Annotated in this window: 16 protein-coding genes; 6 read left to right on the forward strand and 10 right to left on the reverse strand. The window is 60.5% G+C overall.

Features of this window, described 5'->3' with window-relative positions; genetic code table 11:
* Positions 1-124: 124 nt before the first annotated feature.
* The gene (locus ACR30Z_RS01260) at positions 125-4,048 is read left to right on the forward strand and encodes an FtsK/SpoIIIE domain-containing protein (RefSeq protein ID WP_434371004.1); all 3,924 of its coding nucleotides are present in this window, start codon (positions 125-127) and stop codon (positions 4,046-4,048) included.
* Positions 4,049-4,053: 5 nt separating this feature from the next.
* Here the strand turns inward: ACR30Z_RS01260 and ACR30Z_RS01265 are convergent, their stop codons facing one another.
* A complete protein-coding gene (locus ACR30Z_RS01265) occupies positions 4,054-4,452 on the reverse strand; it encodes a hypothetical protein (protein WP_244296678.1) in 399 nt (132 codons plus the stop codon).
* A 340-nt stretch (positions 4,453-4,792) separates the two neighbouring features.
* On the opposite strand from ACR30Z_RS01265, the gene ACR30Z_RS01270 reads away from it, so the two are divergent.
* Positions 4,793-5,041: a WhiB family transcriptional regulator gene (locus tag ACR30Z_RS01270; protein ID WP_003804966.1), complete on the forward strand. Its 249-nt coding sequence runs from the start codon at positions 4,793-4,795 to the stop codon at positions 5,039-5,041.
* 103 nt (positions 5,042-5,144) lie between these two features.
* Here the strand turns inward: ACR30Z_RS01270 and ACR30Z_RS01275 are convergent, their stop codons facing one another.
* From ACR30Z_RS01275 to ACR30Z_RS01290, 4 genes are read right to left on the reverse strand one after another with little or no spacing between them, the layout of a single operon-like run.
* Positions 5,145-6,614 (reverse strand): sensor histidine kinase, encoded by a 1,470-nt coding sequence (locus ACR30Z_RS01275; protein ID WP_011775340.1) that lies wholly within the window; start codon positions 6,612-6,614, stop codon positions 5,145-5,147.
* Between the two features lie 32 nt (positions 6,615-6,646).
* Positions 6,647-11,503: an NAD-glutamate dehydrogenase gene (locus tag ACR30Z_RS01280; RefSeq protein WP_434371005.1), complete on the reverse strand. Its 4,857-nt coding sequence runs from the start codon at positions 11,501-11,503 to the stop codon at positions 6,647-6,649.
* Positions 11,504-11,561: 58 nt separating this feature from the next.
* On the reverse strand, positions 11,562-12,872 hold the full coding sequence (locus tag ACR30Z_RS01285; RefSeq protein ID WP_434371006.1) for an AAA family ATPase: 1,311 nt from the start codon (positions 12,870-12,872) through the stop codon (positions 11,562-11,564).
* Positions 12,869-13,513, reverse strand: coding sequence for an SAF domain-containing protein (locus ACR30Z_RS01290; protein ID WP_434371007.1), 645 nt, complete (start codon positions 13,511-13,513; stop codon positions 12,869-12,871). Before ACR30Z_RS01290 ends, ACR30Z_RS01285 begins: the two co-directional genes overlap by 4 nt.
* A gap of 155 nt (positions 13,514-13,668) precedes the next feature.
* Between ACR30Z_RS01290 and ACR30Z_RS01295 the strand changes: the two genes are divergently transcribed.
* The gene (locus tag ACR30Z_RS01295; protein ID WP_144649931.1) at positions 13,669-13,890 is read left to right on the forward strand and encodes a helix-turn-helix domain-containing protein; all 222 of its coding nucleotides are present in this window, start codon (positions 13,669-13,671) and stop codon (positions 13,888-13,890) included.
* Here ACR30Z_RS01295 and ACR30Z_RS01300 read toward each other — a convergent pair.
* A complete protein-coding gene (locus tag ACR30Z_RS01300) occupies positions 13,887-14,474 on the reverse strand; it encodes a hypothetical protein (RefSeq protein WP_434371008.1) in 588 nt (195 codons plus the stop codon). The two genes, ACR30Z_RS01295 and ACR30Z_RS01300, sit on opposite strands and share 4 nt — an antisense overlap.
* Before the next feature lie 147 nt (positions 14,475-14,621).
* On the opposite strand from ACR30Z_RS01300, the gene ACR30Z_RS01305 reads away from it, so the two are divergent.
* Complete coding sequence (locus ACR30Z_RS01305; protein WP_434371009.1) at positions 14,622-15,386, forward strand: LysM peptidoglycan-binding domain-containing protein; 765 nt, start codon at positions 14,622-14,624, stop codon at positions 15,384-15,386.
* A 157-nt stretch (positions 15,387-15,543) separates the two neighbouring features.
* On the forward strand, positions 15,544-15,966 hold the full coding sequence (locus ACR30Z_RS01310) for an Rv3235 family protein (protein ID WP_434371010.1): 423 nt from the start codon (positions 15,544-15,546) through the stop codon (positions 15,964-15,966).
* A 115-nt stretch (positions 15,967-16,081) separates the two neighbouring features.
* Here ACR30Z_RS01310 and secA read toward each other — a convergent pair whose 3' ends face one another.
* From secA to ACR30Z_RS01330, 4 genes are all read right to left on the reverse strand, one after another.
* The gene (gene secA, locus ACR30Z_RS01315) at positions 16,082-18,823 is read right to left on the reverse strand and encodes a preprotein translocase subunit SecA (protein WP_144649938.1); all 2,742 of its coding nucleotides are present in this window, start codon (positions 18,821-18,823) and stop codon (positions 16,082-16,084) included.
* Positions 18,824-18,952: 129 nt separating this feature from the next.
* Positions 18,953-20,152 (reverse strand): winged helix-turn-helix domain-containing protein, encoded by a 1,200-nt coding sequence (locus tag ACR30Z_RS01320; RefSeq protein WP_434371011.1) that lies wholly within the window; start codon positions 20,150-20,152, stop codon positions 18,953-18,955.
* A gap of 29 nt (positions 20,153-20,181) precedes the next feature.
* Positions 20,182-20,910 carry a ribosome hibernation-promoting factor, HPF/YfiA family gene (gene hpf, locus ACR30Z_RS01325; RefSeq protein WP_144649942.1) on the reverse strand — a complete coding sequence of 243 codons (729 nt, stop codon included), beginning with the start codon at positions 20,908-20,910 and terminating at the stop codon, positions 20,182-20,184.
* Positions 20,911-21,053: 143 nt separating this feature from the next.
* Complete coding sequence (locus ACR30Z_RS01330) at positions 21,054-21,527, reverse strand: ComF family protein (protein WP_434371012.1); 474 nt, start codon at positions 21,525-21,527, stop codon at positions 21,054-21,056.
* On the opposite strand from ACR30Z_RS01330, the gene ACR30Z_RS01335 reads away from it, so the two are divergent.
* Complete coding sequence (locus tag ACR30Z_RS01335) at positions 21,501-22,049, forward strand: hypothetical protein (protein WP_434371013.1); 549 nt, start codon at positions 21,501-21,503, stop codon at positions 22,047-22,049. The genes ACR30Z_RS01330 and ACR30Z_RS01335 overlap by 27 nt on opposite strands.
* Positions 22,050-22,133 lie beyond the last annotated feature (84 nt).

A 22,133-nucleotide genomic window follows, 5' to 3' on the forward strand; every position in this document is an offset into this window, starting at 1 on the left:
AACAGCAAGCGGAGCCCCGGAAGAATTGACCATCGCAGTATCAACCGGCACATCAGGCCTGCACCTTCAGTCACTCCTTGAAGAAGCACGCGGGACGGGACCTCTGTCTGTGGAAGGCCTGGATTTGTCAACACTTACGGTTGGCCTGCCACCGCTCGTGTCGGGCGCTGTCGTGGTCGATGGTGGTGCGCCGCCAAGCCACCCGGAGGCCGGCCCCGTTCGCCTGATGCTGCTGGCCCATTCAGGCCCGGGTGCCGGGTCAGTCTTCAGGATTCACCGCGGCCGATTCCGAATTGGCAGGGGTTCCACCGACATTCGGGTTGCCGATCCAGGTATGTCCAGGGAACACGCCGTATTGGAGGTTTCCAGCACTGCAGTTACGCTGAGCGACATCGAGGGCGCGAACCCTGTTTTCATAGATGACCGGCCCACGCACCAAAAACAGTTGGCTTCCGATTCACGGATTCGGTGTGGCAACTCCACTTTCACTGTCTTCACGGATGCCGGTCCGTTGCCGCAGATCTCAGCCGATGCCGGTCGCTCCGTGGAAGAACCACTTGAGGTACAGCACACAAGAAGCCCTGGTCATCGCTTCTCGATGGCTTTGGCAGCGGGACTCCCGCTCGCTGCCGGCATAGGTCTTGCCGTGGTAACAGGCATGTGGGCGTACTTGGGGTTCACTGCCATATCGGCTTTCGGCCTGCTTGTCCCATTATTCGCTGGCCGGAAGAGCCGCCGGGATCTCAGCCTGGCCGTCGCGAAGTCGGTGCAAGTCGATATCGAGCGGCGACGCCGGTCATCGCCGTCTGCCGCGGACATAGTGATGGACACCCACCGCCGAGCCGCTGTGGGCGCTGCAGCCGAAGAGACCTCACAGGGCAAAGTCCTTCCCACTCCAACTGCCGCTACTGCTGTGGGCGTGAGCCCTGGGGATCCCGGAGTGTGGCTCCGGCTTGGCACCACGCGGGCTTTGGCAAACGTTCGGCTGGCTCCAGACGATCCGCATTTCCGTCCGCCGCCTATTGGGTTCGCGGCGGTGAATCTGGATCCACGGCATCAGCTGGTGGTAATCCGCGGTCAAGCTGCTTATGTGGATGCATTGCTTCGTTTCATGGTGATGCAGCTTGTAAGCTACCCGGCCTCGGCGGGGACGTCCATCATTATCCTCGGGCAGATCGAGAGACTGCCCTTGAGCGCCAGATTCCTTTCGCGTGTGACCCTCGCCAGCACTCCGACGGTGGCCCTGGCTGCCCTTTTGCAACGCAGCGGCAGTCCGCCTGGCAGGCTCGTCATAGTGAACGAGCCGACGAGTGACGAAACTCAGCCCACGTCCTCGCTCCTGGCATCCGCACGCGTCGCCGGGTGGCAGGTAATACAGCATCTTCCTTCTTCCGAGCAGCCCGGGCATGTTATCGAGATTGGGGATGCGGGGACGACAGGCCACATGGAGATGGACGGCGAGCGCCGGCCCTTCATACCGGACCTCGTACCCTGTGAAGTTTTTGACGCGTTTTGCCGGAACATGGCGGCCACTGCCTGCCATGAAGGCTCCGAGCTCAGCCACGTCATTCCAGACAAATGCTCCCTGCCGGACTTGCTTCCAACAGGCCCGCGAAGGATCCTCCGCCGCTGGGGCGCTACCGCGGTAGCGAACGGTCTCTCGGCTGTGCTTGGCAAGGGACGCCACGGTTTGGTGGCTTTTGACTTCAAATATGATGGGCCGCACTTGCTGGTCGCTGGAACAACAGGCTCCGGAAAGTCCGAACTCCTTCGAACCTTGGTGGCTTCGATGACGTTGGTCGATTCTCCGGAGCGTATAACGTTCATGTTCTTTGATTTCAAGGGCGGGTCAGGGTTAGGGCCGCTTGCTGGGCTGCCGCACTGCGTTGGCCTACTGACGGATCTCGGCAAGCACGACTTGGACCGAACCCTTGCGTCACTCCGAGGGGAAATCAGGCGTCGCGAGGAGTTGTTTGCAGCGGCACAAGTATCGGACATCTCTCAGTACCAGCACATGGCTTCGAGCAAAGATCCGAACGTCCCATATTTGGTACTGGTAATCGACGAGTTCCGGATGCTGGTTGACGAAGCTCCCAGTGCGCTTCGCGAGCTTATGCGGGTTGCCACCATTGGACGTTCACTCGGCATCCACCTGGTGATGGCGACGCAACGGCCCCAAGGGGCATTAACTGCAGATATCCGGGCAAACGTAACGTCAAGCATTGCCCTCCGTGTTCAATCGGACGTGGAGTCCGTGGACATCATTGGCTCCAAAGCCGCGGCCTCCATACCGGTCGAGGCTCCGGGCAGGGCATTTCTAGCCAGGGCCTCGAGCGACGCCGAAGAATTTCAAACCGCCTCCATTGAAGGTGTCCCCATGGCCGGCGAGACGCATGGCAGGAGGCAACACCCCGTACAGACTGCCTTGCAGGTTCTGCAGCGACGCCCCGATGAGGCAGGGCGGGCCGGCCGTCACGACGCATCCTCGGATGGTAGTGCAAAGTGGGTTGTTTCGGCGGTCAATGGAGCCTGGCAGCGCCTCGGCAAGCCTCTCCCCAGGCGCCCTGTAGCTCCCCCGTTGGCCACTGAGATTCCTTGGAATGAGGATCTCCCGGCCCCGGAAGCCCAAGTGCGATCAAACACAGACTCACCATGGGTTGTCGGGCCGCTGGGGTTGGCCGACAAGCCAGCGCAACAGGTGGTGGAACCGCTGTTGTGGTCGCCTGCAAGACACGGACACCTGGCCATGATCGGCAGCGCCTCAAGTGGCATGCAGAATTGCTTCAGGGCCGTGTCTGCCATGCTGGCGACCCAAGGTCCCCAGCCGCACCTCTATATTCTGGACGCCACAGGATTACTCGGTGACTTCGTTGAACACGGACGAATCGGCGCCATCGCGGGACTGCACCAACTGCCCAGCGCCGCGCGTGTCTTGCAACGACTCGCCGCGGAATTGGCGCGCCGCCACACTGTGGGTGAGGTCGAAGGAGAACACTCACCGCTGGTCCTGGTGGTAGCCGGGTGGTGCTCATGGGCAACCGCGCTCAGGGCGGGGCCTTTCGGATGGGCGGAGGGGAGCCTCCTGGACATCGTCCGCGACGGTCGGTCTGTCGGCATCACCGTGCTGATTTCGGGCGAGCGGGAACTCGTCGGCTCACGATTCTTTGCCGCTGTTCAGAATCGAGCCTATTTTCCGTACGGGTCCACCGACGAGTCTCGGTTTCATTGGCCACGCCTTCCGGGGATGGAAGCCGTTCCCGGGCGCGCTGCCGTCACGGGAACCATAGTTGACGGGAGCACCGTTGTGGCGCAGTTCAGGGAGGCTCCGGACTCTGAGGCCTGGCCCTTTGCCCGTCTCCTGCCGGCCGCTCCACCATTTCGAGTAAGGCCACTTCCCGAGCTTCTTAGCGAACAGGTATTTCAGACCCACCTTACTGACGGCACGTCGGCCGGAAAGTCGCAGTGCCGCCTGTGGATCGGGCTTGGAGGCGACGAAGCTCTTCCAATGTCCCTACCGCTTCCGGCGCAGGGTGTGAGCCTTGTCCTCGGTAGCCGACGCTCCGGAAAAAGCACCGTGCTGGGATCTCTTCAGAGCTTGAATTCCTCGGTGCGATGGGTCTTCCCTCCAAACGCAGCTCTCCCAGGCCCCTTCTGGGCATCCGTTGCTCAGGAAGCTGCAGCGGGAGATCTGGACACTAACAGTGTCCTGTTAGTGGACGATGCCGATTGCTTGGACGTTCAAGGCCGTCAAGCCCTTGCCGCCTTGGCCGGAAAGGTCCGGGGAATCGTTCTTACCGCCACCGTAGGGCCATCACTGATGCAGAATCTGCCTTTGGTCAGGGAAGTGCAGTATTCCAGGGTGGGTTTGATCCTGGCGCCGCAAACGGCCCACGACGGAGATCTGCTCGGCGTAAGGCTGGAGCTTGACCGCGCAGGACGCCCCGGTCGCGGCTTCGTCGTGAATGGAGCGGAGGTGACGCCGTTTCAGGCAGTGCTCACGGCGGGTGTGTGGCCGCCGTCCCCCACGGCGTCCGAGGAAGACGGCTGACATGGCTAAAGTGCCCCGGAAGTACCGCCCGTGCGCGACGCAAAAGCCACGACGTCCTTTTGGAAGAGGAAGATGATCGCTGCCAATGCCGGGACGATCATCGCCAACCCCTGCCACACGAGCCCGCCGGTCATAGTAGGGAATCCGATGGTGAGGACAAACAACTGTGCCACCAGTGCCGCCGCCCGCGTCCATCGGTATCCACGGAAGAGGAAATGGCCCACGGCGAACAACCATGCCGAAAAGGCAAGCAGCAGTCCCAGAGTAAAGACGGCGCCCCAGAAAGTCAGCACGGGAGCCCCCGTCAGGAGTTCGAATGCGTACCATGCTGCGGCACTGAGAAGCGCAAGGGCCTCAAGGAGAACAACAACCGAGATGACGGTGATTCCGTTCGGCCGGCGCATGCCATGTGAACCGTCGGACGCCGGGCTCCCTTGCACGTGGGAACCGTCATTTCCGTCTGGTCCGGAGGCGGATTGGGCAGGGTTTACAGGAGGTCTTGACACACTGGCACACTACCGGACATAGTCATCTAGCAGTGAGGGCACTGGCGGCTGATGTGATGCATCGCTCACGGATTCCGGGCATTTCGACCACTAACACCCCTTGTTTACAAGGCGTTAACATGAAACGCTTGACTCAGACGACCAAGGGGGCCCATGCGGGCCCCTTTCCTTTGGAGCCTCTCGTGAATGTTTTCACAAAAGGCCCTTCTAGTTCTCACGAATGGAGTGACTGATCAGCATGGATTGGCGTAATCGCGCAGCCTGCCTCGACAAGGACCCGGAGCTCTTCTTCCCAGTCGGCAACACGGGACCAGCACTTCTGCAGATCGAGGAAGCAAAGAGCGTATGCCGCCGCTGCCCCGTCGTGGACACCTGCCTTCAGTGGGCACTGGAGTCCGGACAAGACGCCGGTGTGTGGGGCGGCATGAGTGAAGACGAGCGTCGTGCGCTCAAGCGCCGTGCCGCACGCGCACGCCGCGCTTCCTAGAACACGGATTAGGAAAGGCCGCGGACCATACGGTCCGCGGCCTTTCCTTTGTTAAACCCTGCTTCCGGAGGGTCCTGCCGACTCCATCAGGGAACCCGCAAACCTACGCACGGGCCAGGTTCAGCACGATTTCGACGGCGGTTCCGCCTCCCTCGCGGGGACTCCACTGAATGGATCCCCCAAGCTCACTGGTCACCAGCGTGCGGACGATCTGCAACCCCAAGCCCTCGGTGTACTGTCCGTCCGGCAGACCAACGCCGTCGTCTGCAATGGTTACTGTGAGGAACTCGTCGTTTCCGTCTCCATCGGCCCTGTCGGCCAACAACCACACCGTTCCAGTGCGCCCCTCCAGTCCGTGCTCAACAGCGTTGGTGACAAGTTCGTTGATCACCAAAGCCAGAGGCGTGGCGAAGTCACTCGGTAACTCACCGAACAGACCCGAACGCTCCGTACGTACCTGCTGGGACGGCGAGGCCACCTCCGCGGACAATCGGAATTGACGTCCTATGAGCTCATCAAAATCAACGCTTTGCGTGAGCCCTTGGGAGAGTGTTTCGTGCACGAGCGCGATAGTGGCCACGCGCCGCATTGCCTGCTCCAGTCCCTGCTTCGCTTCGTCACTGACCATTCTCCGGGATTGCATCCGCAGGAGGGCAGCCACTGTCTGGAGATTGTTCTTCACCCGGTGGTGTATTTCCCGAATTGTTGCATCCTTGGTCACAAGTTCCATCTCTCGACGCCTCAGTTCTGAGACATCACGGCACAGAACGAGAGCTCCAAAACGGTGCTGTTCGTCGCGCAACGGAATGGCGCGCAAGGAGAGGCTGACGCCTCGTGACTCAATCTCGCTGCGCCAGGGCATGCGACCGGTAACAACCAATGGCAGAGTCTCGTCCACCATCCTGCGGTCCTTCAGCAGCCCTGCTGTAACCTCCGCCAGAGAGCGGCCTTCCAAGGACTCAACTTCACCGAGCCTGCGGAAGGCAGACACACCGTTGGGGCTGGCATACTGCACGATGCCCTCAGCGTCGAGCCTGATGAGTCCGTCGCCAACGCGCGGCGCCCCCCGCCGGGAACCCGTCGGAGAAGCAAAATCAGGCCACAGTCCCAGGGTTCCCATGCGCAGGAGGTCATACGCACACTGGCGATACGTTAGTTCCAGCCTGGATGGCATGCGCGAGCTGGACAAGTCCATATGGGACGTCACTACGGCGAGCGTTCTGCCGTTACGCACCATGGGAACAGCCTCTACACGCAACGCCATCTCGCTGCTCCAGCTCGTTTCGCTGGAGCGTTCGATCGATCGGCTGTTCCATGCCTTATCCACAAGGGGGCGCAGATCAGACCGGATGCCCTCACCCACGAAGTCCGCGTGGAACACCGTGTGGGATGTCGACGGACGGACGTGGGCGAGGGCGATATATCCGAACTCCGGGTGCGGAAACCACAATGCGAGGTCCGCGAAAGCCAAGTCTGCGACCATTTGCCAGTCACCGACGAGGAGGTGCAGCCATTCGGCATCTCCAGGCCCGAAATCAGCGTGTTCCCTGATGGGGTCTGTAAAGATTGCCACTGCACCTCCATTTGCGACGCCGGGAGCAAACCCTAGCGTCGAACGATTGACCTCAAGAGCCTTAATGCTACCGACAGTGAAGCCATGTCGTCGGCTTCCAGGGCGTTGACCTCATCGAACATGGTCTTTGCCCGTCCGAGTTGCTCGGCATTTAGGCCTTCCCATGCCTTAAGGCGATCTTCGGCTACGGCGCCGGCCTCGGTCGACTCAAGCACCGAAGTAGTCATGTCTGCCACTGTCGAGTACAAGTCATCCCGAAGTGCCGCACGCGCCAACGCCTGCCAGCGGTCGTCCCGCGGTAGCGAGCTGATCCGTTCCAGCAGCGAATCTACGTGGAAGCGGTTGAACACTGTGTAATACACGTGTGCAACGTCCTCGACGCTGTCGCTCCCGGTCTGGGCAATCCGCGCGATGTCCAAGAGTGCGTAGCTCTCAAAGAGCTCCGCCCACCGGTGCGCCAGGTGTTCCGGCAGTTCCCATCCCCGCGCCTTATCCAGCCAGCCGGTGATGCGGACCTTGTCTTCACCACGCAGATATTCAAGAAGTTTGGCCCGGAGCGGTGCCATCATCGGCTTGAATGATTCCACGACCTCGGAAATAGGCTTCGACGCCATTCCCTGGCCCAAGACCCACCGCACCGCGCGATCGAGCAGGCGGCGGATATCGAGGTGGACTTCACTCCAGTGTTCAGTCGGGAATGAAGCCGGCAGGGCGTTCAACTCGGCGACCATCGGATCGAGATCGTAGATTTCGCGCAGTGCCACAAAGGCTTTCGCCACTGCAACCTCATTGGCTGATGTTTCTTCGATGGCTCGGAAGGCGAAGGTGATGCCACCCAGGTTGATGATGTCGTTGGCGACGACAGTTGCGATGATCTCCCGCCGCAGCGGATGAGTATCCAGTTCCGCGTCGAACTTCTCCCGCAATTGCTTTGGGAAGTAGTTGCGGATGGTGTCCGCGAACCAAGGATCGTCGGCGAGGTTGCTGTCGCGCAGCGCCGCACCCAACTCGATCTTCGCGTAAGCGGCCAGTACTGCAAGTTCGGGAGACGTCAGGCCTTGGCCCTGCTCCAACCTCGACCGCAGGGTTTCTGTGGTCGGCAGGGCTTCAAGATCACGCTTGAGGTCGGCAGACTTCTCCAGCCAATCCATGAGGCGCTCGTAGCTCGGGCTCCAGTCCGCAACACGAGTCCGGTCGTTAAGGAGGAGGATGTTTTGGTCGATATTGTCCTGGAGGACAAGTCGTCCAACTTCGTCGGTCATGTCGGCCAGGAAGGAAGCCCGTTCGGTGGGTTCCAGCTTGCCTGCGGCTACCATGCGGTCAACGAAGATCTTGATGTTGACCTCGTGGTCGGAGCAGTCCACGCCGGCTGAGTTGTCGATCGCGTCAGTATTCAGGATGACCCCTTGCAAGGCGGCCTCGATACGTCCCCGCTGCGTCAATCCCAGGTTTCCGCCTTCTCCGACAACCTTGACCCGCAGGTCACGACCATCCACGCGAATGGCGTCGTTGGCCTTGTCGCCTACGACCGCATGGGTTTCGGTACTGGCCTTCACGTAGGTGCCGATGCCGCCGTTATAGAGGAGGTCTGCCGGTGCCAGCAGAATGGCGCGAAGAAGTTCAGGCGGGCTCAGTTGCGTAGTTCCATCAGGCAGGCCCAGCGCCTTGCGTACCTGGTCCGAGACCGGAATCGCCTTGGCCTGGCGAGCGTAGACTCCGCCGCCTTCGCTGATGAGTGTGCGGTCGTAGTCATCCCACGACGACCGGGGAAGCTCAAAAAGCCTCTGCCTCTCTGCGAACGATGATGCGGCATCAGGTGCAGGATCAAGGAAAATATGGCGGTGATCAAACGCCGCCAGGAGTCGGATATGGCGGGAAAGCAGCATGCCGTTGCCGAAGACATCGCCTGACATGTCGCCGACGCCCACCACCGTGAATTCTTCGGTTTGGGTGTCGAGGTCGAGCTCGCTGAAATGCCGCTTAACTGATTCCCATGCTCCCCGCGCAGTGATGCCCATTGCCTTGTGGTCATAACCAACCGACCCGCCAGAGGCAAATGCGTCGCCGAGCCAGAAGCCGTATTCAGCGGCCAACCCGTTCGCAGTATCGGAGAATGTGGCTGTGCCCTTGTCCGCTGCCACCACGAGGTAGGAGTCGTCCCCGTCGTGCCGAACAACGTCCGACGGCGGTACAAGCCTTTCGCCCTCCGCGGACGTCACGAGATTGTCGGTAATATCCAGCAGACCCCGAATGAAGGTCTTGTAACTCTCGATTCCTTCGGCCATCCAGGCCGCCCGGTCTACCGCGGGGTTGGGCAGTTTCTTTGCAAAGAATCCACCCTTGGCGCCGGTAGGAACGATGACAGCATTCTTGACTGTCTGCGCCTTGACCAGGCCCAGGATCTCCGTGCGGAAGTCCTCCCTGCGGTCCGACCAGCGAAGGCCACCGCGGGCGACTTTTCCGAAGCGGAGGTGCACGCCCTCCACCCTCGGAGAGTAGACCCAGATCTCGAACATCGGACGTGGGAATGGCAGCCCGTCAATTGACGTTGGATCCAGCTTGAAGCTGAGGTACTCCTTGTTCTGGAAGTAATTGGTGCGCAGCGTCGACTCGATGAGGTTCACGAAGGTTCGCAGCACCCGGTCCGCATCCAGAGTGGCCACTTGCTCGATGGATTCGGTGAGCGCTGCCTGTGCTGCAGCCTGGCGTCCAGGCCGTTCGTCCTCTCCCACGGAGGGGTCGAAGCGAGCAGAAAAGAGTTCAACGAGCCCACGTGCGACGTCCGGGTTACCCAGGAGCGTATCGGCGATGAATCCGAAGGAGTTGGTGTTCCCCATCTGTCGCATGTACTTGGCGTACGCGCGGAGAACCACTACCTGACGCCAGTGCATGCCTTCCCGGAGTACCAGGCGATCAAAGTTGTCCGATTCGACAGCCCCCGTGACGGCAGCGCCGAAGAAATCGCCCAAGAGGCCGCCGGTAGCGAGAGGATCCACACCTGCGGGGTACTTGAGCCCGAGGTCGTACAGGAAGAAGTCGCGGTGATCAGCGGTCTCGATTTCGAAGGGCCGCTCGTCCAACACTTCAAGACCAAGGTTGTGGAAATAGGGAAGAATCTGGCTCAGGCTTTTGGGCTCCATCAAGTAGAGCTTGACGCGGGCATCCTCCTCCAAGGCTTCGCCTGCACCTTCTGGTAGATACACATGGACACCAGGTTTAACCTGCTTGTGGGCTCCCCCGGCGCGTTCCGCCTGCGCTCCGTATTTCTCGAAGCGCTCGATGTCTTCCAGCGCGTCTTCCACTTCGTAGTCCACGCGGTAGCCAGCAGGGAACGCCTCTGCCCAAAGCGCAGACAGGACATCCGCGTCCTCGATCGGACGGTGCTCCCGGAGAACCTCGGCGATGCCCTCGCTCCAGGACCTCGACGCGCGCATCAGCCGGTGTTCAAGATCCTCAACGTTGACGTCCGCCAGTTCGGCAGCACGGGGCAGCCTGATCCTAAAGAACACGCGTGCCAGGGCCGACTCGGTAATTCGTGCCTCGTAGTCAATGCTTTCGGCCTGGAATGTCTCGCGGAGTTCCTGCTCTATCCGGAGGCGGACGCTGGTGGTGTAGCGGTCGCGAGGCAAGTACACCACCGCGGACATAAACCGGCCGTAGATATCCGGGCGAAGGAACAGCTTGGTTCGACGGCGTTCCTGCAGACGCTGGATACCGGTGGCTGTGGCAGCAAGATCCGGTATCTCGATCTGGAACAGCTCGTCTCGGGGATACGTCTCGAGGATGCCCAGGAGGTCCTTGCCCGAATGGGAGTCGATCGGGAATCCGGCGTTACGGAGTACAGCATCCACTTTGTCGCGAACGATCGGGATGCTGCGGACAGATCCGGTGTAGGCACTGGTAGCGAACAGCCCGATGAAACGTCGCTCACCATTCACATTGCCCTGTGCGTCAAAGCTCTTGACGCCGATGTAGTCGAGGTAAGCGGGTCGGTGGACGGTAGAGCGGGAATTTGCCTTGGTGATGACCAAGGCACGCTTCTCCCTTGCCCGCTTCCGCCCGGCATCTGTGAGGTGTTGCACCTGGCGCGTGGTGTCCCCGGCGCGGAGCAGCCCAAGGCCACTGTCTTCGCGAAGTTGCAATACGTCCTCGCCGTCTTCATCCACGAGGTCGTATTCCCGATACCCAAGGAACGTGAAGTTGCCGTTATCCAGCCACCGCAGGAGGTCTTGGGCCTGTCGGAGTTCGGCGACTTGCTCCGGGTGCGAAATTCCGCCCAGAGCTTCAGCAAGTTCCAGTGCCTTGCTGCGCATCTTCGGCCAATCTTCCACCGCGGCCCTGACGTCGCCGAGGACGCGCTGCAGTCCGCTGATCAGTTGCTCGCGGGCATCCTCGCTGACGCGGTCAATTTCAACAGCGATCCACGACTCCATATGAGAGGCGTTGTCGCCGTCACCGAGCAGGTGGGCGACGCTGGGCAGAGCCGCGGTATCGCCACTGGATATTCCAACGTTGGATGGAACCCTCGAGATGTTGCTCAGTTCCCCCGAAACCCGATCACGTGCGACCACGAACAACGGGTGCATCACCAATCGGATCGCACAGTTCTGGCGAACGAGTTCCGCGTTGACAGAGTCCACAAGAAACGGCATGTCGTCAGTGACGATATAGACGACACTGCGGTCGGCTTCGGGGGTAATCTCCACGATGGCATTTCCAGGCCGCCGCGACTGGGCCACGCTCCTGTGGTTCGTTGCCCGCGATATCAGAAGGTCAGGCGAGTACGCACGGGAATCCTCCTCCGCGAGATGCTCATAGTAGTCACCGAAGAACCCTTCACGGACAACTGCTGCATCGGACCGATCCTCCACGCTGGATCCTGACGACATCGACAAACGCCTCCATCACAATGTTAATTGCTGCGACTCTGCAGCCCACATGGCGAGCCTAGCGCTTAAGGAGACGCAAAGCTCTGGTAGTTCGCCTAGAAGAATTGGCATTTCGCTGGACAGGCGCACAGACCAAATTAGCGATGGCAGTTCGAAGCGCAGAATCTGGTGCGGCTTCCAGCAGGACCGCACCTGACAGTAATGCGGCATCGCAGGCCGACGAATCGGCCGGAAGGTACGCGTCTATACCCGCTCCCGGACCGTAGCGGTCCCAAGCATCCTGCAGCTGCTGACTGGGCGAATGGCCTACGGCCGACCGCTTCACCTTGTTCAGTACTACACGAGGCGACGCTTGGGGAACGGCAACCTCAAGTTCTGCCAAGCCACGAACCAGCCTGGGCACACCAACGGCATCCGCCGCTCCCACAGCGAACACAACGTCCGCCATCTCCAAGCTGCGCAGTGTCGCCGCATTGCGGCGGGGAGCCATGGTGTCGAAACTCAACTCTTCGTCTGATTCGAGGCAGAAACCTGCGTCGACTACTACGACGTCGGCCACTTGCCGGGCCTTCTCCAAGACCTGAGAGAGCGCAGCCGCCCTGAGTTCGGTCCAGCGATCAGCTCGCGTTGTGCCGGTGAGTACCCGGAACGCTCCACCTTTGGTAAAGACAGGGGCAGCAACCGCCTTTAGCGCATCGGCGTCGAGCAGGCCTTGATCCGCGAGCCTGCACGCCTGGGCCAGCCCGGCGGACTCATCGAGTAGACCTAGGGAAGCCGCCACGCTGGCCCCATAGCTGTCAGCGTCCACAAGGATCACCGATTCACCTTCGGCTGCCAATTCCGCGGCGATATTTACAGCAAGCAGGGTCCTCCCCGGAGCACCAGTAGGTCCCCAGACAGCGATGATCCGGCCTGAACCGCCGGTCTCTTCCTCGACGACTTTGGCTGCAGGCAGCAGTAGCAATTCAGCCCCTGAATCCGCGAAACCCGCATCGCGACCGGACCCCAGCCGATTACGGTGGCCTTCCCGAGCAACTGCGTCGGAGATCTTGGCAGCAAGGTCCGCCGGATCAATTGCCGTAGCAGCGGCAACCACCCCGATTGCGTGCAAGCGCCGCACTTCTGCGGGATCATCCGTCAAAGCTACGATGGAGACACCGACCGCCCCAAGCCGATCAACCAACGTGGTGGTGAGCTCTTCGCCCCCTTCGGCTACCACGGCCGCCATGGCGAGGCCGCTTTGGCAGGCAGCCATGAGCTCAGCAAGCTCTGAACACCTGCGGACCACGGTGACTGGGCCGTGCAGACGTTCCAGACCGCCCACTACAGCTTCCTGCGCCGGGCCAACGGTGATGACGGGAATACTCATCGAACCAAGCCCGCAGGGTTCCAAACGACGGAAACTTTTGCTTTGTTGGCTTGCGCTCCAAGCATCCTGGGCATCTGTTCATCCGTCACCAGCACCATCACCACAGTCGTTCTTGACGATCCCAGGGTCGAGGACCCTTCTGTCACCTGGGCAATTTCCGCGCCCGGGAGCAGCAGTTGCGGTTTATCAAACGAACTGTTCGAACCCGGCATGGCGACCCAGACATCCACCCGGGCACCGGGAACAGCCTGTGCGGGAAGTTCTTCTTCCAGGGAAATGGCAACGGGCTTTCGGTTCAGCGCATCCGCCATACCCAAGTTTTCGCGGGGTACCAGCTGGTTTTTTGCCACCCTCTGGAGTGCGACTTTGCCTTCATCGAGGCCACCTTCGACGGTGAGGTAGCCGGACTCGACGTCGTCCAGGCGGACGTTGACAACGGAAAGGTCTGCCTTGGTGACGCGCTGGCCTACCGCGATGTCCTCGCGGGCTGCGTAAACCTGAGTTGTCCTATCGGCAGTTCCAACTATTGCAATGACGCCGACAATGGACACCAAAACCAGCAGAATCCCGATCAGCAGCCGCGGGTCCTTCCATGAAGGTTTCTTCAATCTAGCGGCGGCTACGGTTGCACTCGGACCCAATTTTCCTGCTCCCCCGGTAAGAGATACGGCACGGCCAACGGACCTGCCTCCTCATTCTTACTGGCGCTTCGGGCAGGGCAAAAGCAAGCAACTCCAAATGGGCTGAAACTGTGGATAAGTACCCCAATAAGCGGCAACGATGGCAAAATGGACCCATGCCCCGATTCCTGACACTGGCGGATGTCGCCGAACAGCTCCAAATCAATTCGCCCCAGGCTTATGCCTTGGTTCGAAGCGGTGAGTTGAAAGCCATTCAGGTGGGCGGACGAGGGCAATGGCGCATCGAGGAGACGATGCTTGAGCAGTACATTCAGGACCGCTACGCCGAAGCCAGTCGGATGATCGAAGAGTCCAAGGCAAAGGCGAACCAGCCTTAGTACCCGCCACCCTGTAGCCCCAGGCCGCCGTCTGAGCAGATGGCAGCAATCGAGCCGAACGGCACGGTCACGACTTCGGCCACGTTGCCGACCCGTCGAGCCTCGCCATTCAGCACCGCGGCCAAGTCAAAGTAATCCCGCCCCACCCTGTCGATGACGCCCCGAAGCTTATGGCCATCTCCTGTCCGGACCGTCAAGTGAATGACCAGTTCAGCACGGTCCCTGGAGAGCGCCCGCAAGGCGCTGGCGATACCGAGGGACTGCCGGGTCCGGGTCAGGGGCTTCAGTGACAGCCTCCCCAAGCCTTGGTATGAGATTACCGAAGCCAAGGGAATCAGCCATTGCCGGGCGCCCTCAGTCAGTACCAGCCATTCGCTTCCGACGTGGCCCAGTTCCCCGCGAAGCACGATGCCGTCCACCAGGAGCACTTTGATCGCCGCGCCGACGGCACCCCTGAGACGATCGCCGACCTCGATGCCCGCAAGTTCAACCTTGGCCCGCTCGGCTATTTCGGATTCTGACGCTAAAGCACGTTCAGCAGAAAATTGTGCTTCCAAGTCATCAAAGAGAGAGTTCCATCTCATGTGCTCAGACTAGGCTTCAGAATGGACGCGAAGCCAATCAGGCGGGGCAGACATACAGGAATTGGACAAGAGGAGCCATTTATGCTCAAAATGAGACAGATGTATCAAACGGCATCAAACCGCATCAAACAATAGCTGGGGGCTTGAATGGGACGTAACCTGCGTAGCGACGCTGCCCTGGCCGTATCAGTTCTCGGACTCGGAGTTCTCTTGGTGTTTGCAGGCAACGTCCTGCTTGGCCAATGGCTTTCGGCAGAGCGTCACAGGCAAGGCCTCTCCTTTGACCACTTGATCGGCTTCGTGGCCAGCGCTGCGGGAACCACGATGGTTACGTGGTGGGCAATCTCCCTGGCAATTGCTTTCATCGCCTCGGTACTGCGTCGTGTCGGATATAGCCGGACAGCCGATATCCTCTCAAAGTTCAGCCCCGCGTTCATGATGCGGCTTGTCGTGGCAGCAATGAGCCTGAACCTTCTAGGCGCCGGCATGGCACAAGCGGCCACCTCGCCGGACCCAGGATGGCAGCCTCCCCCGGCACATTCTTTGGACCATGTCCACGCGGCGTGGAAGCGAACTTCCCTCAATACAACCGAAGCCGCTGAAGCCTCCGTTGACGGGGATGCCGAGATTCGGGAGCTTGATCCGCGCTGGAAACCCAGCTCCCCCGTGGTTGATCCCGGGCTGCTCAGCCGTCCTTCATCCCGTCAAGCGACTCCGAACGAAACCAGCGTCATCGTCAAAGCCGGCGACTCCCTTTGGTCTATCGCCTCTGCGCGGCTGGGCCCCTTCGCTACTGATGTGGATGTCGCAGTGACCTGGCCCAAGTGGTACGAGGTCAATCGCGACACCATCGGCAGTGACCCATCAGTCCTGCTTCCGGGGCAGGTCCTACGGCCGCCTTTACCCGCCTAACAGTTCAGGGCCGCTTGGTCCTCAAATTCGTTGAACGCCACCCGCTCAGGGGCGGCGTTTACGCCTCAAAGTCAATCCCAGCGTCATCCCAGCATTAGCAGCCCGAGCAAAGCGCCCCCACGCTTCAGCTCAAGTAGTGAATGCCAGAGGTATGACCATGATCCTTGCCACCGCAAGCCGACCAGCAAAGCGCCAAGCGGTAAAACGCACCATCGCCGTCTATGGTTCAAATGGGTCGGACGTCGACGTTCGGCTCGTAGCCAGAAGTATCGCGCAGGCTGCCTTGGAGGTTCTTGCCGGCACCCGCCCGGTGCAGCAGCTTTCGCGATCACTTGAACCTGATTGTTACGTGTCGCTCCAACATCGGGCGGCCCTCACCCGGAAACACGCAGCCAAGGTCCGGGGGCAAGCGCAGCCGCATCGCAGCCCTATGGTTCGTTCGGTTCGGGCCTGTTCAATATCGGACACCATTTGCGAGGCCAGCATCGTCGTCGCGGAGGAACAACGGTGCCGCGCCGTGGCCATGCGGCTGGAACGTTTTGACGGAGTTTGGCGAGTGACCGCGCTGGAAATCGGTTAGGCGACGTTAGCAGCGTGGCTGCGGCTGGAATAGGGAATGGCTCGAAGAAAAAGCGAACCCCGGACGGTGACGTCCGGGGTTCGCCCTTCTTCAATGTTCGTGCTGCGGTAACGGATCAGCGCCGTTTTTTCTTTGCCTGCTTGCGCTGGTCCTGGTTTGCAGCCTTGGCGGGGTTCCCGGACCGGCCGGAAGCGCGACCCTCGATGCGCGTCTGGGTGGCCCCGTCTTCTCCAGGTGCCGTGTACTGCAACTGTGCCGGCCTCTCCGGCGCTTGCAGGCCGGCGGCCCGGATCTGGGGATCATGGTGTTCTGTGTGCGCGCCCGCGGCAGAATCGTCGGCCACCACAACGTCTTCAGCAGGCGTCACCTCAACTTCAAGGTTGTACAGGAAACCGATGCTCTCCTCACGGATAGCTTCCATCATGCTTTGGAACATCACGAAGCCCTCGCGCTGATATTCCACCAGCGGATCTCGTTGCGCCATGGCACGGAGACCAATTCCCTCTTTGAGGTAGTCCATCTCGTAGAGGTGTTCCTGCCACTTGCGCCCGAGGACAGACAGAACAACACGGCGCTCGAGTTCTCGCATGCTTTCAGAACCAATGGCTTCTTCGCGGGCCTGGTACACAAGCCGCGCATCGGAGAGAATCTCATCCTTCAGGAATTCTGCCGTGACCTTGGACTTGCCACCCGCTTCCTCGATGATGTCCTCGGCCGTGACCGTAGCCGGGTACAACGTCTTCAGGTTGGCCCACAACTGGTTGAAGTCCCAGTCGTCACCCGTTCCCTCAGCTGTTGCTGCCTCAATCAGGGCGTTGATGGTGTCTTCCAGGAAATACTGGACTTTCTCGTGGAGGTCATCGCCCTCAAGAATCCGGCGACGGTCTCCGTAAATGGCTTCACGCTGACGGTTAAGGACGTCATCGTACTTCAGGACGTTCTTGCGCTGTTCGGCGTTGCGACCCTCCACCTGGCCTTGTGCCGATGCAATGGCGCGTGAGACAAGCTTTGACTCAAGTGCAACGTCATCCGGCACGGAACTGTTCATCAGGCGCTCCGCTGCCCCGGAATTGAACAACCTCATGAGGTCGTCGGTCAGTGAAAGATAGAAACGGGATTCGCCCGGGTCGCCTTGACGCCCCGACCGACCGCGCAACTGATTGTCGATGCGGCGCGATTCATGGCGCTCCGTACCGAGCACGTAGAGGCCGCCGAGGTTCAGGACCTCTTCGTGTTCATCCTTGACCGCTTGCTTTGCCGCGGCCAGTGCCTCGGGCCAAGCGGCTTCGTATTCTTCAGAGTTCTCCTCGGGATCCAGCCCGCGCTTGGCCAGTTCGGCGATCGCCGTGAATTCGGCGTTGCCGCCCAGCATGATGTCCGTACCGCGGCCGGCCATGTTGGTTGCGACAGTCACCGCACCCTTCCGCCCTGCCTGTGCCACGATGGATGCTTCGCGTGCGTGGTTCTTCGCGTTCAGGACCTCGTGACGGATGCCTTCCTTGGCCAAAAGCTTGGACAGGTACTCACTCTTTTCAACGCTCGTGGTACCGACCAGAACTGGCTGACCATTTTCATGGCGCTCAGCGATGTCCGTGACAACGGCGTCGAACTTCACTACCTCGTTCTTATAGACGAGGTCAGACTGGTCGATGCGCTGCATGTCACGGTTGGTCGGAATAGGAACCACACCGAGCTTATAAGTGCTCATGAACTCTGCGGCTTCGGTCTCAGCGGTACCGGTCATGCCGGCAAGCTTCGAGTACATGCGGAAGTAGTTCTGCAAAGTCACGGTGGCGAGAGTCTGGTTCTCAGCCTTGATCTCGACATTTTCCTTGGCCTCAATGGCTTGGTGCATGCCTTCGTTGTAGCGGCGTCCGGCCAGGATACGACCAGTGTGCTCGTCTACGATAAGGACTTCGCCGTCCAGGATGACGTAGTCCTTGTCCCGCTTGAACAGTTCCTTTGCCTTGATTGCGTTGTTGAGGAATCCAATCAGCGGAGTGTTGGCAGATTCGTAAAGGTTTTGAATACCCAGGTAGTCCTCCACCTTTTCAATGCCGGCTTCAAGCACTCCCACGGTTCGCTTTTTCTCGTCAACCTCATAGTCGACCTCAGGCTGCAGGCGAAGGACGACCTTGGCGAACTCGCTGTACCAGCGGTTCGTGTCGCCTTGGGCCGGGCCGGAAATGATCAGCGGGGTCCGCGCTTCATCGATCAGGATGGAGTCGACCTCATCCACGATAGCGAAATTGTGGCCGCGCTGAACGAGTTCGCCCGCATCCCATGCCATGTTGTCCCGCAGGTAATCGAAGCCGAATTCGTTGTTGGTTCCGTAGGTGATGTCGGCTGCGTACTGCTGCCTGCGCACTGTGGGGTCCTGGTTGGACAGGATGCAGCCACTGGTGAGGCCAAGGAAACGGTAGACGCGGCCCATGAGCTCTGACTGATACTCGGCAAGGTAGTCGTTAACCGTGACGACGTGAACGCCCTTGCCCGTGAGGGCGTTGAGGTAGGCCGGCGCTGTGGCGACGAGGGTCTTGCCTTCACCCGTTTTCATTTCCGCGATGTTGCCGAGGTGGAGTGCGGCTCCGCCCATGAGCTGGACATCAAAGTGACGCATGCCCAAAGTACGTGAGGACGCCTCCCGCACGGCAGCGAAAGCCTCAGGAAGAAGGGCGTCCAGGGTTTCGCCGTCCTGGTGGCGGGACCGAAGCCGGTCCGTTTCCTCGCGGAGTTCGGCATCCGAGAACGACTTGAAGGAGTCTTCCAGGGCATTGATGGAATCGGCATAGTTCCGCAGTTGCTTGAGTGTCTTTTTGTCACCCGTGCGGAGAAGTTTTTCGATTAGTGATGCCACGTGAAATTGCTCCCAGTCTCATGCTGCCGAATTCTGGCTGTTTCAGTCTACGGGAGAGACTAACGCCACGTGGCCGTGTTCACCTCTGAGCGGACTGACCAACTCCATGTAGGCGGCCGGGCGGCCAGATCAAATGGAGACCGCTTCGGAGAGTGCTTCGGCGAGGTCGCCCACGGGCCACACCGCGACCTCCTGCAGGCCGAGCCACTCTGCCATGAGCTCAAGTTCAGCGGCAAGCTCGACGGCGGTATCCGCCGGCGCGTCCACCTCGCCGTACGCCGAGCGCACCAGCAGCTTTCCCGCCAGCCGGTCTGCCTTCAGGTCCACCCTCGCAACGATGGACTCCCTCAGCAGGAACGGCAGAACGTAGTAGCCGAATCGACGCTTGGCGGCAGGAGTGTAAATCTCAATGCGGTAATGGAACCCAAACAACTCTTCCAAGCGCCTCCGCTCAAAGACCAAGGAATCAAAGGGGCTTAGAAGCGCCCGACCTTCGGCTCTTCGTGGCAGCTTGGCGTTGACATGTCTGAAGACGTCCCGTTCCCATCCGCGCACTGAAACCGGTTCGAGACGGCCTGCCCGGACAAGACGGTCGACTGACTCCGATCCGGCTTTAAGTGGCGTCCGGAAGTAGTCCGAAAAGCACCGGACCGTCCCAATGCCGTGAGCTTGAGCGGCTGCGTCGATCAGCCGGTCAAGGGACGCTTCAGCATCGACCTCTACCGGCGTCGCTGGGACAACCCTTGAGGTCAACGTGTACTTGCGTTCGAATTGCGGTGTCCTCGACGCGGCAGAAACCCTGCCTTCTTCGAAGAGGTGCTCCAGTACGCGCTTGACGATGTTCCAGTTCCAACCCCAGTTGTCACTCTCGGCTTGGCCGTCATGGCCAAGCTTGGCAGTAACTTCCGACGCCGTCATCGGGCGCCCGGTTCTGAGGGTCGCCAGGATGCGATCTTCCATGTCAAGGCGTTCCGCTGGGTCAAGGTGGTGGGCTCCAACCCACGCCCGTCTTTGCCATTGCAACAGATCCTGGAACAGCTCAGGGCGGATGAAACTTGCCTCGTGCGCCCAGTACTCCATCATTTTGCGTGGTTTTCGGCCCGCCATTGTCTGGAGGATCTGGGGATCGTAATTGCCCAGCCGGGAAAAGAATGGAAGGTAGTGGCTCCGTGCCACCACGTTAACCGAATCGATCTGGACAAGCTGGAGTTGGGCAAAGGTCCGGCCCACCACCCGTGGAGTCACGGGACCGGTGGGCCGGACCTTTGCCAATCCTTGAGCTGCCAATGCGATCCGCCGTGCCTGTGAGAGGCTCAGCGAAGCGGTCATTGAAGTCCCTTCATGCAGGAAATGAGGCCTTATTTGGCGGTTGCGGCCTGATCGTCAGAGCGATACGCGTGGATCTTCTCTTCCACAGCCTCTTCGCCGGGCTCGCAGGTGGAGTCAAGCGTTATCACACCATAAGTCCAGCCACTGCGCCGATATACCACCGATGGCGCGTTGGTTTCCTTGTCCAGGAACAGGTAGAAGTTGTGGCCCACAAGTTCCATGCTGTCCACAGCGTCATCCAGCGTCAGGGATGCTGCGGGGAAAACCTTCCGACGGATCAGGACGGGTGAATCGCCTGCCGGAATGTCGTTTTCGATGTCGTAGGGAGACCGCTCATCCGGTTGCGGGGCGGGCTCCTGGTGGTTGCTGGCTTCGACGTAAAGCGGCTCACTGGCGCTGGCTGGCTCAAGGGTTGCCGTAGCTTCCCGCACGGCCTTAGGTGTGTGGCGGCCGTGGTGCACCTTTTTCCGGTCCTTCGCCCGACGAAGCCTTTCAAGCAGCTTGTTGTACGCGAGATCGAAGGCAGCGAATTTGTCAGCGGCTGTGGCCTCGGCACGGATCACGGGGCCTCGGCCCAGGACGGTCACTTCTACGGTGAGCTGGCCCGGCGTCTGCCTGGGGTTGGTTTCCTTGGAAACCTTGGCGTCGACTCGCTGGACCTTATCCCCCAGCGATTCAATCTTTGAGATTTTCTCGCCGGCGTATTCGCGAAAGCGGTCAGAAACTGTGAGATTTCGTCCGCTGATCATGAACTCCATGGTGCCCTCCAAATAACTCAGGTGACACGACAACGGCGCTGTTGGGGGCTTGTCTGACGGACAGTCGAGCCCCTTTCCGAGCCGCTATCGACAGGTACATCTGTTCTTGGTACCCACAACCGACGTTAGTTCATCGCCACCGGTTATTCATCCTTTAGCCACTTATTTTTTGATTGAGTCTTAAGGACTTCATGGGGGTCGTGCCCGGCAGCGAATGAAGCGTAGGCTGGTGGCCTCGTGGCCGCGAGCACCACAGCGCCGCAGACGAGTCCCCCAGCGGCTGTCACTGCCCTCGCTGCCTCAGCGAGAGTAGCCCCGGTGGTGAGTACGTCATCAACAAGGATGCACCGCCTCCCACGCAGTTCCTGGATCCGGCGCCCCCTCACGTGCATGGATCCTCGGACCCTGTTGGCCCGTTCGCCCCTTCCCAGCCCCTTTTGGCCGCCCGTGTGACCCGTGGTGTCACGGTCCAGCAGCACAGCAGAGAGCAAAGCCTTCATTTGCCCGACTGCCCAGGGCAGGCGTGCCCCACGGGCCAGCCAGGCCAGGGGTGGATCCTCCGTTTTTGCCAGTACGTCAAAACTCGGGCAATGCGGCTGCAGCCGGCGAAGGTGCATACAGCGGAGCAGGAGGTGCACCGGACTGAATCCGCGTGCACGGTATGCCCTGCCACTGGTGGGCACGGGGACGAGGCAATATCCGGACTGACCACCTGTGGCGGCTTCCACGGCTTTGCTGAGACATGGCGCCAAAACGCCGGCCAAGCGCCACTGGCCAAGATGTTTGAAGGACAGCAGGCACTGTGCCAGTTCATCCCGGTAGGCCCCCGCGGCCACCACCCCGATCTTCGCCGTGCCATCCACGTCGACCAGCGCGGGCGATTCCTGCTCTGCACGGAAAGGCTGCTTGCACAGCTGCCGTATGCGTTTGGCGCATCCGCCGCAGAGCGCCGTGTCCTCAACCCCACAGCAGACGCACTCAACTGGAACCAAGAGGGAGGCCAGATCACCCACAGCCCCTTGCACCCCGGCCACGAGCCGCGCCGAACGCCGCTGATCTACCCCACGACGACGAGCCCTGGCGGGCTCGGGTGCATGAAGATCGGGGTCGACGCGATGAGGGAACCAGCGTTGATGTAGCCAGCGTTGACGAAGCCACGCGCCTGGAGCGGAGAAAGTCATGCTGTCAGCCTGACCGAGGAGCCGTCCCACAAGAAGGCACAA

The organism is Paenarthrobacter sp. FR1 (assembly GCF_051106045.1).
GTDB classification, from domain to species: Bacteria; Actinomycetota; Actinomycetes; order Actinomycetales; family Micrococcaceae; genus Arthrobacter; species Arthrobacter nitroguajacolicus_A.

Coding starts and splice junctions, on each gene's coding strand:
- ACR30Z_RS01285 (WP_434371006.1), bottom strand. CDS start 12,872: ATGAGTATTCCCGTCATCACCGTTGGCCCGGCGCAGGAAGCTGTAGTG.
- ACR30Z_RS01265 (WP_244296678.1), bottom strand. CDS start 4,452: ATGCGCCGGCCGAACGGAATCACCGTCATCTCGGTTGTTGTTCTCCTT.
- ACR30Z_RS01335 (WP_434371013.1), top strand. CDS start 21,501: ATGCGGCTGCAGCCGGCGAAGGTGCATACAGCGGAGCAGGAGGTGCAC.
- ACR30Z_RS01310 (WP_434371010.1), top strand. CDS start 15,544: ATGATCCTTGCCACCGCAAGCCGACCAGCAAAGCGCCAAGCGGTAAAA.
- hpf (WP_144649942.1), bottom strand. CDS start 20,910: ATGGAGTTCATGATCAGCGGACGAAATCTCACAGTTTCTGACCGCTTT.
- ACR30Z_RS01320 (WP_434371011.1), bottom strand. CDS start 20,152: ATGACCGCTTCGCTGAGCCTCTCACAGGCACGGCGGATCGCATTGGCA.
- ACR30Z_RS01300 (WP_434371008.1), bottom strand. CDS start 14,474: ATGAGATGGAACTCTCTCTTTGATGACTTGGAAGCACAATTTTCTGCT.
- ACR30Z_RS01270 (WP_003804966.1), top strand. CDS start 4,793: ATGGATTGGCGTAATCGCGCAGCCTGCCTCGACAAGGACCCGGAGCTC.
- ACR30Z_RS01295 (WP_144649931.1), top strand. CDS start 13,669: ATGCCCCGATTCCTGACACTGGCGGATGTCGCCGAACAGCTCCAAATC.
- ACR30Z_RS01280 (WP_434371005.1), bottom strand. CDS start 11,503: ATGTCGTCAGGATCCAGCGTGGAGGATCGGTCCGATGCAGCAGTTGTC.
- ACR30Z_RS01305 (WP_434371009.1), top strand. CDS start 14,622: ATGGGACGTAACCTGCGTAGCGACGCTGCCCTGGCCGTATCAGTTCTC.
- ACR30Z_RS01330 (WP_434371012.1), bottom strand. CDS start 21,527: ATGCACCTTCGCCGGCTGCAGCCGCATTGCCCGAGTTTTGACGTACTG.